This window comes from Desulfosarcina alkanivorans (assembly GCF_009688945.1).
Lineage (GTDB): Bacteria > Desulfobacterota > Desulfobacteria > Desulfobacterales > Desulfosarcinaceae > Desulfosarcina > Desulfosarcina alkanivorans.
Map to the genome: position 1 here is coordinate 5,073,811 of NZ_AP021874.1, position 12,388 is coordinate 5,086,198.

General features: G+C 57.7%; 13 protein-coding genes. 10 read left to right on the plus strand and 3 right to left on the minus strand.

Annotated features, from left to right (window positions below):
- Nucleotides 1–21 precede the first annotated feature (21 nt).
- The 6 genes from DSCA_RS22265 to ahcY all read left to right on the plus strand — a co-directional run bounded on the left by DSCA_RS22265 (nucleotide 22) and on the right by ahcY (nucleotide 5,870).
- Entirely contained in the window at nucleotides 22–414 is a 393-nt protein-coding gene (locus DSCA_RS22265) for a response regulator (protein ID WP_155318536.1), read from the plus strand.
- A 55-nt stretch (nucleotides 415–469) separates the two neighbouring features.
- Complete coding sequence (locus tag DSCA_RS22270; RefSeq protein ID WP_155318537.1) at nucleotides 470–1,348, plus strand: universal stress protein; 879 nt, start codon at nucleotides 470–472, stop codon at nucleotides 1,346–1,348.
- Nucleotides 1,349–1,405: 57 nt separating this feature from the next.
- Nucleotides 1,406–2,038 carry a cytidylate kinase-like family protein gene (locus DSCA_RS22275; RefSeq protein WP_155318538.1) on the plus strand — a complete coding sequence of 211 codons (633 nt, stop codon included), beginning with the start codon at nucleotides 1,406–1,408 and terminating at the stop codon, nucleotides 2,036–2,038.
- A gap of 253 nt (nucleotides 2,039–2,291) precedes the next feature.
- Nucleotides 2,292–3,131 (plus strand): pantoate--beta-alanine ligase, encoded by an 840-nt coding sequence (gene panC / locus DSCA_RS22280; protein WP_331457172.1) that lies wholly within the window; start codon nucleotides 2,292–2,294, stop codon nucleotides 3,129–3,131.
- 41 nt (nucleotides 3,132–3,172) lie between these two features.
- Nucleotides 3,173–4,339, plus strand: coding sequence for a methionine adenosyltransferase (metK, locus tag DSCA_RS22285; RefSeq protein WP_155318540.1), 1,167 nt, complete (start codon nucleotides 3,173–3,175; stop codon nucleotides 4,337–4,339).
- Between the two features lie 76 nt (nucleotides 4,340–4,415).
- Nucleotides 4,416–5,870 (plus strand): adenosylhomocysteinase, encoded by a 1,455-nt coding sequence (ahcY, locus tag DSCA_RS22290; protein ID WP_155318541.1) that lies wholly within the window; start codon nucleotides 4,416–4,418, stop codon nucleotides 5,868–5,870.
- Nucleotides 5,871–6,065: 195 nt separating this feature from the next.
- Here the strand turns inward: ahcY and DSCA_RS22295 are convergent, their stop codons facing one another.
- Together DSCA_RS22295 and DSCA_RS22300 are read right to left on the minus strand one after the other, a co-directional pair.
- Complete coding sequence (locus tag DSCA_RS22295) at nucleotides 6,066–6,437, minus strand: hypothetical protein (RefSeq protein ID WP_155318542.1); 372 nt, start codon at nucleotides 6,435–6,437, stop codon at nucleotides 6,066–6,068.
- A 23-nt stretch (nucleotides 6,438–6,460) separates the two neighbouring features.
- Entirely contained in the window at nucleotides 6,461–7,360 is a 900-nt protein-coding gene (locus DSCA_RS22300) for a hypothetical protein (protein WP_155318543.1), read from the minus strand.
- 111 nt (nucleotides 7,361–7,471) lie between these two features.
- Between DSCA_RS22300 and DSCA_RS22305 the strand changes: the two genes are divergently transcribed.
- The 3 genes from DSCA_RS22305 to DSCA_RS22315 are packed head-to-tail and all read left to right on the plus strand — an operon-like array spanning nucleotide 7,472 to nucleotide 10,012.
- A complete protein-coding gene (locus tag DSCA_RS22305; RefSeq protein ID WP_155318544.1) occupies nucleotides 7,472–8,248 on the plus strand; it encodes an ABC transporter permease in 777 nt (258 codons plus the stop codon).
- Between the two features lie 12 nt (nucleotides 8,249–8,260).
- Nucleotides 8,261–8,932: an ATP-binding cassette domain-containing protein gene (locus DSCA_RS22310; RefSeq protein WP_155318545.1), complete on the plus strand. Its 672-nt coding sequence runs from the start codon at nucleotides 8,261–8,263 to the stop codon at nucleotides 8,930–8,932.
- Nucleotides 8,933–8,971: 39 nt separating this feature from the next.
- Nucleotides 8,972–10,012: an MlaD family protein gene (locus tag DSCA_RS22315; RefSeq protein ID WP_155318546.1), complete on the plus strand. Its 1,041-nt coding sequence runs from the start codon at nucleotides 8,972–8,974 to the stop codon at nucleotides 10,010–10,012.
- A gap of 16 nt (nucleotides 10,013–10,028) precedes the next feature.
- On the opposite strand, the gene DSCA_RS22320 is transcribed toward DSCA_RS22315, so the two are convergent.
- Complete coding sequence (locus DSCA_RS22320; protein ID WP_155318547.1) at nucleotides 10,029–10,931, minus strand: ADP-ribosylglycohydrolase family protein; 903 nt, start codon at nucleotides 10,929–10,931, stop codon at nucleotides 10,029–10,031.
- A 226-nt stretch (nucleotides 10,932–11,157) separates the two neighbouring features.
- On the opposite strand from DSCA_RS22320, the gene DSCA_RS22325 reads away from it, so the two are divergent.
- The gene (locus DSCA_RS22325; protein WP_167527913.1) at nucleotides 11,158–12,387 is read left to right on the plus strand and encodes an HDOD domain-containing protein; all 1,230 of its coding nucleotides are present in this window, start codon (nucleotides 11,158–11,160) and stop codon (nucleotides 12,385–12,387) included.
- The last annotated feature ends 1 nt before the right edge of the window (nucleotide 12,388 follow it).

Below are 12,388 nucleotides of genomic sequence, written 5' to 3' on the forward strand. Positions count from 1 at the left end.
AAACCTTCAAGGAGGGATAAGATGAGTAAAAAAGTGTTGATCGTTGACGACGACCCGGATGTGCGATTGTTTAACACGACGGTCGTGGAAGAGAGCGGCCACACGCCCGTGGAGGCGGCAAATGGTGAGGAAGGGTTGAAGATCATCCGTAAAGACCCACCGGACCTGGTTGTCCTGGATGTGTTGATGCCCAAACAGAGCGGTATACGGCTCTATCGGGAACTCAAGTCCGATAAAACCCTGATGAAAATTCCCGTGATCATCCTTTCCGGGGTGGCCAAGCGAACCTTTCTGCGTTCGCAAAAGGCGCTTACGGAATTCGGTGACAAGCCGGTGCCCGAGCCGGAAAACTATCTTGAAAAACCGGTGGAGCCGGACGAACTGGCCGCGGAAATCAAGAAGTTTTTGGGATAGCATCCGCTCGGTCGGGAACTGGAATGATCGATACGGCGGGCAAGGATAGGATACCATGGAGATAAAAAAACTACTGTTTGTCACCCGGTTCGACAAGCTCCGTTTCGATGCGTTGCAGTCTCTGATGGACCTGAAGAAGGCCGCCCTGAACCACGTGGTGTTCCTGAATGTCATCGAGCGGGACAAGGTGGCCATGCGGCGGGGCAAAGGCTACGAGAAAAGCGCTGAAATCAGGCTCCGGGAGAAAGCCAACATCCGGTTCATCGACTGGGCGGAAACCCTTTTCGAGCAGGGTATGGAGGTGGGGGTCTACATTGTCGTCGGGAGCTTCGCCGGCCAGGTGATCCAGGCCGCCGAGAAGGAGTCGGTGGACCTTATCGTCCTGAGTCCGGAGAAGAAAGGGCGTATCGAACAGCTCTACTCCGGCTCCGACATCACCGAGATCGTTCACCGGTCCGCGACCCCCGTGCTGGTCTACAAATACCTGTCGCGCAAGGGACCGCTTGCGGAAAATCCTTTTGAAAAACCGCTGCTGGCCACCAACTGGTCCGACGCCAGCCGGCGGGCCATCGATTATCTGAAATCGCTGAAGGCCGTGATTCGGGAGGTCGATGTGGTCCATGTGGCCAGTGAGAGGGATTTAAAGGAAACGTCTGCCATGGGCATCCAGAAAACCCGCAAGGAAAACCGCAGGAAACTGGAGGTCCTGTGTGACGACCTGGAAGATGACGGCATCATGGCCAAATCCCATGTCTATATCGGGGATACGGTTTCGGAGATCGACAAGGCGGCACGGGAATGCCAGTCATCCATGATCATTGCCGGCTCTCCGCGCAAAAGCCTGTGGAAGGAGCGCTGGGGGACGAGTATCAGCAAAGGACTGGCGGAACAGTCGATTTTTCCGGTCCTGCTCATTCCCCCCAAAGAGGGGTAACGGCCGGAGCAGCAGTGGAAAACGATTCTAACCCGCAACGAGATTGAGGAGGCACCTATGGCGGTCATCACCATTTCGAGGCAGTTCGGCGCAGGCGGTATCACCCTTGGCAAAATGGTTTCCGAATCCCTGGGTTACACCTTTGCCGACAGTGACATCATCCAGCGCGTGGCCAAAGAGGCCAATGTCTCCACCAACTGGGTCGAATCCTTTGAAAAAGAGGCCGGCAGCAAGCTGTCCAGAATGATTTCCAGTATGGTCTCCAAGCGGTGGCTGGACCGGGTGCTCGCCGATGAGCGCGGCTATCTGGACGAACAGATCTATCTCGATTACCTGGTGCTGATTATTGCCCAGTTCGCGGATGAAGGCGACGTGGTGATACTGGGGCGGGGGAGCCAGTATATCCTCAACGACCATCCCGATGCCGTCCACATCATGCTGGTGGATGAATTTGAAAACCGGGTCAAGTTCATGATGGAGCGCTATGACATGCCCCGCAAGAAGGCCGAACGGATGGTGGCCAACGAAGACCGCCGGCGGGTGAACCTGTTCAAGCGGCTGGGTAAAAGCGACTTTGAGAATCCACACCTATACCATATGGTGCTGAATATGGGGCGGCTGGATCTCGAAGCAGCCCGGGACATGGTCTGCAAGCTGGTGGAAAAAAAGGCGGCCTCGCTCCCGATCTGATCGATCTCAAAGGATTTCAAACGCTTGCTGTCATAGGGAAACCGTCAGCCGGCGGCATGAATCGTCATTGTCCCCAAGCAAAGCCGGGTTCCGGCTTTGCTTTTTTATAAAACGATGTCATTATTGACATTTTTTGACATTTGCTCTATTTCTGGCCTGCCCGATCGTATTGCCCGGCTTTCATTGAAATGCACGGGGCACAGGTCGATTCGGCATCGGCGGCCAACGGTAATAAAAGGAAATTGTCATTCATATTTTTCGCACCATCAGCCGGATGCGCGCTTTTTCATCCGGCCTGCACCGTTCGGGAAAGACCATCGCCCTGGTACCGACCATGGGATTTTTACACCAGGGACACCTCTCCCTGATGGAAAAAGGCAACGCCCTGGCCGACCATGTGGTGGCCAGTATCTTCGTCAACCCGACCCAGTTTGGTCCCAACGAAGACCTGTCCGCCTATCCCAGAGACGAGGCCCGCGATCTGGAGATGACCCGCCGCACCGGTGTGGATGCGGTTTTTATGCCCGATGTCCAGCAGATTTATCCCCATGGCTTCCAAACGACGGTATCACTGAAGGTTCTGCCCAACCACTTATGCGGCCTTTCGCGTCCGGGCCATTTTGACGGCGTGGCAACGGTGGTTGCCAAACTGCTGGGTATCGTCATGCCCCAGGTGGCCATATTCGGCGAAAAGGATTTCCAGCAACTGGCCATTATCCGCCAGATGGTCCGGGATCTGGATATGGGCATCGATATTGTGGGCGCGCCCATTGTCCGGGAAGCCGACGGGGTTGCCATGAGTTCGCGGAATATGTATCTCAGCGCCGATCAGCGACGATCCGCCAGATGCCTTTATCGGGCACTCAAGGCCGCCCGGCAGGCGGTCGCGGACGGCGAGACGGATGCCGATACCATTATCCGTTCCGCGACTTCACGTATCAGCGCCCATCCGGAAGCGCACATTGACTATATCACCGTTTGCGACCCCCGGACCCTTGACGACATGCCGGTGATCAACGGCCCGGCACTGATGGCCCTGGCAGTTAAAATTGGAGCCGCACGACTCATCGACAACATGATACTCACCCCGTGATTCAACGCGGGTTATTCTTTATGGAAAGAAGGAGACCACCCATGACCAACCGATTTCTGTTTACCTCCGAATCCGTTACCGAAGGCCATCCGGATAAAGTGGCCGATGCCATTTCCGATTCGATATTAGATGCCATCATGGGCCAGGACACCCGCTGCCGCGTGGCCTGTGAGACCCTGGTCACTACCGGCCTGGCCTTTATCGCCGGGGAGATCACGACCGAATGCTACGTGGACATGCCCCAGATCGTCCGGGACACCATCAGGGACATCGGCTACCATTCCTCACAGATGGGATTTGACTGGCGCACCTGTTCGGTCATCACCAGCATCGACCACCAGAGCCCGGACATTGCCCAGGGAGTCAACACCGGCGAGGGGTTGTACAAGGACCAGGGGGCCGGAGACCAGGGGCTGATGTTCGGATTTGCCACCGATGAAACGCCGGAACTGATGCCCATGCCCATCATGTACGCCCACAAGCTGACACGGCGTCTGACCCAGGTGCGCAAAAACGGGGCCATTGACTTTCTGCGGCCCGACGGAAAATCCCAGGTGACCATCGAATACGAGGACGGCCAGCCCAAGCGGGTGGACACCATTGTGGTTTCGAGCCAGCACAAACCCGATGTGACCCATGAAAATTTACGGGAAGCGATCATCGAAGAGGTCATCAAAAAAGTCATTCCCGCCGATATGATCGACGGTGATACCCGCTATTTTATCAATCCCACCGGGCGTTTCGTGGTGGGCGGTCCCATGGGCGACTGCGGGGTTACCGGACGCAAGATTATCGTCGATACTTACGGCGGTCAGGGAAGCCATGGCGGCGGGTGTTTTTCCGGCAAGGATCCCTCCAAGGTGGATCGCAGCGCCTCCTACATGGGGCGGCATGTGGCCAAGAATATTGTGGCGGCCGGCCTGGCAAGAAAATGTGAAGTCCAGATCGCCTACGCCATCGGCGTGGCCGAACCGGTATCGGTGATGATCGACCTCATGCACACGGGAAAGGTGCCCAAGGAACGGGTGGAGGAAATCGTCAAGGAGGTCTTCGACCTCCGGCCCGCGGCCATCATCGAATACCTCGACCTGCTGCGCCCCATCTATAGGAGCACCGCTGCCTACGGCCATTTCGGAAGGACCGAGCCGGAATTTTCCTGGGAGCAGACCAATATGGCCGACATTATCCGTGAAAAGGCGGGCTTGTAATCGACCCAACATGGATTAATATTACCATTTAAAACCAAGGGGGCCGACGGCCCCCCTCATTTATGGAGGAACAGCGATGACACGTGCCGAAAACGTTGTGGCGATTGATGGCCCAGCGGCTTACGATCCGGCCCTGCCCTATAAGGTTGCCGACCTGGCCCTGGCCGACTTTGGCGACAAGGAGATGCAGCTGGCGGAAAACGAAATGCCCGGCCTGATGGCCGTTCGGGAAAAATACGGGCCGCGTGAACCGCTCAAGGGGCTGAAGGTGACCGGCAGTCTGCATATGACCATCCAGACCGCCATGCTTATCGATACCCTCAAGATTCTCGGTGCTGACGTCCGCTGGGCTTCGTGCAATATTTTTTCCACCCAGGATCATGCGGCCGCGGCCATCGCCCGTAAAGGGTCCGCCGCCGTCTTTGCCTGGAAAGGGGAAAATCTGGCGGAGTACTGGTGGTGCACCGAACAGGCGCTGATCTGGCCGGACGGCAGCGGGCCGGACCTGATCGTGGATGACGGCGGTGACGCCACCCTGTTCGTCCACCAGGGCGTGGCAGTGGAGAAAGACCCGTCCCTGCTGGAAAAAACCTACGATTCCGACGACATGCGCCTGTTGATGGCCCGTCTGGAACCCGGTACCGGAAAGGAACACGGGTTCTGGACCCGAATCGCCCGATCCATCAGGGGGGTTTCCGAAGAGACCACCACCGGTGTTCATCGGCTTTACCAGCTGGCCCAGAGCGGCGACCTGCTTTTTCCCGCCTTCAACGTCAACGATTCGGTCACCAAATCCAAATTCGACAATCTGTACGGCTGCCGTGAGTCCCTGGCCGACGGCATCAAGCGGGCCACGGATGTCATGATGGCCGGCAAGGTGGTGGTGGTCTGCGGATACGGTGATGTGGGCAAAGGCTGTGCCCATTCCATGCGCGGTTACGGTGCCCGTGTCCTGGTTACGGAGATCGATCCCATCTGTGCCCTGCAGGCGGCCATGGAGGGCTTCGAGGTGACCACCATGGAAGATGCCGCGTCCCAGGGTGATATCTTCGTGTCGGCCACCGGTTGCTACCAGGTGATCACCGGCGCGCACATGGAGCAGATGAAGGACGAAGCCATCGTCTGCAATATCGGTCATTTCGACAACGAGATCGAGATGGGTTATCTGGAAAAAAGCGCCGACTGCAAAAAAACACCCATCAAGCCCCAGGTGGACAAATGGACCCTCAAATCCGGACGGTCCATCCTTATCCTTGCCGAAGGGCGGCTGGTGAACCTGGGATGTGCCACCGGTCACCCCAGCTTTGTCATGAGCAACAGTTTTACCAACCAGTGCCTGGCCCAGATTGAACTGGCCTCCGGCGCATATGAAAAGAAGGTCTATACCCTGCCGAAAAAACTGGATGAAGAGGTGGCGCGTCTCCACCTGGCCCGGCTGGGTGTGAAGCTGGGAACGCTGACCCAGGTCCAGGCTGACTATCTGGGGGTTCCCGTAGACGGTCCCTTCAAGCCGGACCACTACCGCTATTGATTTTGCGGTTCAATCCAAACGATATGGCGGTGGCATACAGCGGCGCCGGTGGAGGTGAGCAGGGGACCCGTGCTGTGCCGATACGGATCCAGGGACGGGCCCTCGAATAACACGTGGCGTGAAAATCAACGGGGCAGGGACGTCGCCCCCTGCCCTGTGGCGTGTTCAGCCGATATCCGGCTCCTGAGTTGGTCGTCAGTCCTGCGCTGTCGCGCGCATTTCTTCCAGCAGGTTGAATCCCTGATCCACAGCCCCGGTTTCTTCCGGCGTGTCCGCCAGTTCTCTGGCCAGGTTCAGAATTTTCAGTCCGCCATCGATATCCCCCCGATGCCCCTTGACCAGGGCAATGCCGATGTACGCGGGGGCATAGGCATCGTCCAGGATTTTGGCCCGTTCGAATTCGGCGCTGGCGGCGTCAATTTTTCCGCGGGCCAGAAGATTGTGTCCATTTTTTACATGCTGGTCGGGGGTATCCAGCGCCGGTCGGAGAAAAATGGTATCCGGGCCGCAGGCCCCCAAAAGCATCAAGGATAGAACCAGCAGGGCAAGACGGATGCACTTGGCCATGATATCTCCTCGCTTGCGTCCATTCAGGGATCCGGTTTCAGATCCATCACGATGCTTACCCGGCACGCTTTCAAGAAATTCAGATGGACCACCGAACTTCGTAACCGTGCCGCATCGGTTTTAGAGACCACAATGTCCGTTTTTCCCGTAGAACGGGTCCGAAGGGCCTTGATCACCAGGGGGTGGTCCCCCACCCGCTTGTGGCTGCGGGCTGCCGCCAATGTGGTGGCAAAGCCGCTCATGCCGCTGGATACGGCAAATTCCCGGCTGACAAAGGCCGGGCCGTAGACCACTTCTTCGGACTCATCGACGACCACCGGCACCAGGGACGGTGCGGCGCCTATGCCGGTGGCATCGATGATCAGGCCCGTGTAGGGGCCGCCCTCAGCCCCATCCGTCCGTGCTGGCGGCTGATTCGCATCGGGCATGGCAGAGGACATGGTGACCACCGAATCCACCTGGCGGATTTCTTCCGGCAACACGAACTGCCCGAACCCTCCGGTCAGCTTCATGGTCAATTCAATTTCCACCGTCCCGTCGGAAAGGTATTCCTGGCGGGTAATCGGCGCGTTTCGGGCAAGTGCGACCAATCCTTCCTGAAAATCAGGGTTCCGGGCCGCCCGGTCCGCCACCCGGGACACGGCATTGATACGAATGGCGTTTACCGTCTGCAACAGGTTGGACTCGGCCATCCGCCGAGCGGCATCCAGGCGTCCCGACAATTGTCCGGGCAACTCGCTGTCATCACTGTCCACGGGCGCGGCGATACCGTTGACCCGGACGATTCCGATGCTCCAGTTAACGCAGCCGCTGTCCAACTGCTGAATCAGCATGCCGTTGGCGGCCATGCCGGGAGCGGTCCGGGACAACACGAGCAGCAGCGTGAGCCCCACGATAGTAGAAAAGGTAAATTTTGCTTTCAATTCTTGATAGTTAACCCTATGCTATTGACCCACTCGGATTATATATTGTAAGAATCCCGATAAGTCAACAAGGGGCCATTTCCCATCTTGGCAAAGAAAACCCGAGGCATCATGAAACGTTTCGTCGGCGCGCTGGGCAGGAAAACCATTCAATCCGTCAATCGACTGATGGATCTGTGCGCGCTGACTTACCGCCTGGCCGGCATCGCCTTGCCGCTGCCCCGAACCGGCAGGGTCCTGATCAGGCGCGTGGTCGTGGAACAGGTCTATTTTACGGCCGTTCAGGCGTTGCCCGTGATTATTCCGGTGGCGCTGATCATCGGCACCATGATGATCATTCAGTTTTCCCAACTGTCCGGCCAGGTGGATCTGGGCAAGCTGGTGGTGCTGCTGATATTACGGGAAATCGGCCCGCTCATTACCGCCATCATCGTGATCCTGCGCTCCGCCACCGCCGTGACCATCGAGATGTCCTACATGAATGTCCTCAATGAGATAGACGCCCTGGAGATGGCCGGTATCGACCCCCTTCACGCCCTCTGTTTTCCCCGGCTGGTGGGTATCACCTCAGCCATCGTCAGCCTGATCCTGGTGTTTGACCTCATGGCGATCATCGGAGGCTACGCCATCGTCAAGGGGGTCACCATCTTGCCGGTGGAAGGCTTTTTTCAGCAGATTGCCAAAGGGGTCGTGGGGTCTGACATCACCGTCGGAATATTGAAGGGAATTTTTTTCGGGGTCACCATCACCGTGACCTGCCTCTACCACGGACTCTCCCGGAAAAGCCAGATTACCCAGGTGCCGGTGGCCACCTCCCGTGCTGCCGTGGACTGCTTTTTTTACTGCCTGGTGATCAATATTTTCATTTCGTTTATTTTTTATGTGTAAAGGGAGTCGCCCTTGTTGCCGATTATTGAAATTACTGAATTGGCACTGGCGCTGGCGGGCGCACCGGGGCACTTTGCAACGAACCGGCTGGCGATTGCGCAGGGTGACGTGGTCGCCGTTGTATCCGACCCGCCGATCGATTGCCGGCATATGCTGCGCGTTCTGGCCACACTGGATCGGCCGGACCGGGGAACCTACCGGTTTAACGGCGACATGGTGAGCCTGACGGATTACCGGCGAAGTCTGGCCGTCAAGCGCCGGATCGGGTACGTGGCCGCCGATGCGGCCATGATCAGCAACCGGACGCTTTGGGAGAATTTTCTCTTAACCCGGTTTTACTACGAAAACGACCTGACCATCGATATCGATAAAACCACCGAGGCGCTGTGCCGGGATGCCGGTTTGTTTCCCCATCTCCACAGCCGGCCATCCGAGTTGAGTGACAGTGAGCTGTTAAGGGCCATCACGATTCGGGAGATGGGTAAAGAACCTGCGGTGATGCTGATTGACCGGCCTGAAAATTTTTTGGAAATGGTGGACGCCGATGGAATTTTTAACCATCTCAAAAATATGATACAGTCCGGAATGCCGGTGGTTTTTTCTTCTCATAACAGCAAGATGAACGACCTGGCCAACCGCCGCTTGACGCTGGCTGGCGGTGAGATTCGGAAATGGCCCCTCTGATGGTGCGATATCAGCCCACAGCAGACAGGTGACGATCGGATGGAAACCAGCTATTCGCGCGCGGAAAAAAGTGTCGGTCTATTTGTCATCGGCATCGCGGTTTTGATGCTGACCACCGTGGTGATTCTCGGCCGGGGAAAGGACTGGTTTGCCGAGGAAGTGACTTTTTACACCAGCTTCAAGGAGAGCTACAACCTGCAGGTCAATGCGGCAGTCAAGCTTTTCAAGGCCGACATCGGCAAGGTCAAGCGAATCTCGCTGGGTGAGGACAACGTCAATGTTCAGTTGGCCATCCTGGCCAAATACGCTTCCCGCATCCGCCAGGACTCGGTGGCCGTGGTGGACAGTCCCACGCTCATCGGGTCGGAATATATCTCCATCGTCCCCGGCGCGTCCAACTCCCAGAAAATTCCCGTTGGTGGCATGATTCCGTCCATAGAAAAAAAATCCATACCGGATATACTCAAGGAATTCGAAGTTGAAAAAACAGCCATGCTGACCGTTCGGACGATCCAGGACCTCGCTGGGCTGGTGACCCTCATGAAAGACCCGAAGGGTCCGTTGCTGACCACGTTGGCCAATATCAAAAAAACCACCGCCCATCTTGAGCAGATTACCCGTGGCATCGGACAGGGGCAGGGCTCGCTGGGCTCGCTGGTGGCCTCGCGGGAACTGGTTGACGGCGTTTTGTCAAACCTGGAACGGGTCGACGGCCTGCTGGATGATCTGCGGCTCACCGCCGGCAGGGGACCGGTGCTCATGGATCAGGTCAGTGACAATCTGGCCACGATCCGAACCGCCGGCGACGGAGTGGTGGAGAATGTGCGAACCCTGAAGGATATTCTGGAGGACGTCCGGGGCTCCCTTATAACCACCCGGGCCATTTTGGCAAACCTGAAGCAGGGCAGCCAGGACATCCCCCGCGTCACCCTGACCGCCAGGGAGGGAATCCGCGAAATCCGGGAGGGGGTGGAGAATATCGACCGGGTGGTGCAGAGCCTTCAGCGCAATGTGATCATCCGCTCCAATCTGCCCGACGAGCCCTTGTCGATGGACACCGACGCCGGCGTGCGTCCCTGAGACCGCCCCCGGTCTTTCATTCCAAGCTGTCCAGCAGTCCCTTGATGCGCTCACCGGCGGTCATGCCGGATATCCAGGGGTCGGGGATGGCCGCCATGCCGTGGGCGGCCCCAAGCATCATTCCCGCGATCATTCCCCGTGCCGACGAATCCCCGCCGGCCATCACGTTTTCCACCATGGCCGTCTTGAAATCGTCGGCATGGCGCGCGATAAGGTGAATGGCGCCGGGCAGACCCGCTTCAACGCTGCACATCTGACCAAAATCGGCAATGGTGTTCCGGGTGTTCCGGTCACGGCTTTCCAGTCCCATGGCGACCATGGATGCGATGGCACTGTCTGAAAAATGCGTTTCCAGGGTCGCTTCCATGGCCGTGATGGGCGGTGTTCCCCCGAGCACGGCAAATACGGACCGGGCAAAAAATTCGGCGCTCTGGATCACCCGCTCATCCCTGTGGGTGATGGCGGTCTGCCTGCACGCCGATTGGACCAGCTGGTCAAGGTTGTCGGCAAAGATGGATACCAGTGGCGCCATGCGTGCGGCACCGGCCAGGTCATCGGAATCCGAGCCGCTCTCCGTCAGGCTTTTTCCGGCATCCATGTTTTCCAGCGTCGCTTTGGTGGCCTGGTCGAAATAGCCGCCGTAGCCGGAGAAGAAATCCCGCCACTGTCCGGCGAAACGCAGGCCGTCGAATGGGCTGCCGCTATCCAGTGATTTCAGCAACACCAGCATCTGGTCCCCGTAATGGGTGAAATCCCCGGCTTGCTTGCCCTTGTGGTAGGACGTCAGGGGGTCGTGATACCCCTCCACCCGCCCGAATTTTTTATCGATCACCCCGGTGTTATAAACCCAGTGAACGCCAAGGGATAGGGCATCGGCAACAAATGCACCCACCACAGCCGCCTTTTTGTGCGTCGTCATCGGTGTCTCCTTTTTTCGATTGGGATCAGTCAATCCTGAACGATACCATAAACCACCTCAGCGGCATTTTCAAACCATAGCCACGAAAAGCGTCCGGGTCCGCTTTACGTCGAATCCTTTCCGTTTGGCCGCTTGCGCTAAAGTTCTCCGGGGCGCGCGCGATATAAAGGAAGTGGGCGATAGCCCGGGACCGACGTATTAATTTTCAATCCGAACCGGAATGACGATGCCTTTTTTATCCATTGACCAGCTTGAGCAGGGAATGATCCTGGCGGCCGACGTGACGGATACCAACGGTCGCCTTTTACTGTCCAGAGGGCAGCCCATCGCCTCCAAGCACCTGAATATTTTTAAAATGTGGGGTGTTCCCGAAGTGCAGATACAGCATGCCGAAGGGGGCGATCCGGAGGCGGGGCCGACGGTGGATCCGGAGGCGCTGCGGCGGGTGGCCCAGGCACTTCAACCTGTATTTGCCGACAACGACCTCGCCCATCCGGCCGTTGCCGAGATTTTTCGTCAGGCGGTGATACACCGGAGTCGGCGACCCGTCGACCCCAAGCCGGACAGGTGGGCTGCACCGGCCGGCGAGGCCCCTTCACCCGCCGCCGGCCGGGACCTGCGTAAAAAAATCCGCAACCGGGACATCAAACTGCCCGAAGTGCCATCCCTTATTTTCACCCTCAACGATACCATTGCCGATCCCTTTTCATCGGCCGATGATATCGCCCAGGTGATCAGCAAGAGCCCCGGCCTGTCCGCTCTGCTGCTGAGGATCGTCAACAGTGCGTTCTATGGCTTTCCTTCACGGATCGACAGCGTTACCCGTGCCGTTACCATCATCGGGTCCAAAGAGGTCTCGGCCCTGGCCGTGGGCATTACCACCATGGAGATTTTCAAGGACATCCCCAAAGCGGTGTTCGACATGCAGGCCTTCACCCACCACAGCCTGGCCTGCGGGGTGCTGGCCCGCATCCTGGCGGCCGGGGGAAACATCCGAAATACCGAGCAGCTGTTCGTATCGGGATTGCTCCACGACATCGGCAGGATGGTGATTTTCAAATATTTTCCCGGGCAGGCCGGTCTGATGATGTCAGGTGCGTCCCCTGGCAAGTCCTCTCTTTACGATATGGAAAAGGCCGTCCTGGGATTTCGGCACACCGACCTCGCTGCAGATCTTTTTGAAAAATGGAAATTTCCCGTGGCCCTGAGTCAGAACGTGGTTTGTCATCATCGGCCGCTGGCGGCTCAGGACCCGGCAAAAGCGGCCATCATCCACCTTTCGGATATCATTGCCCACAGTCTGGGTGAAGGCAAAAGCGGCGAGTGGCGGGTGCCCGCGCTGGATACGACGGCCTGGGACAAACTGCGGATTTCACCGCAAACCCTTTCCACGATCATTCCCCAGGCGCTTCATCACCTGGGTTTTCTGATGACCATCTTCAACGGCGGTGATTGAC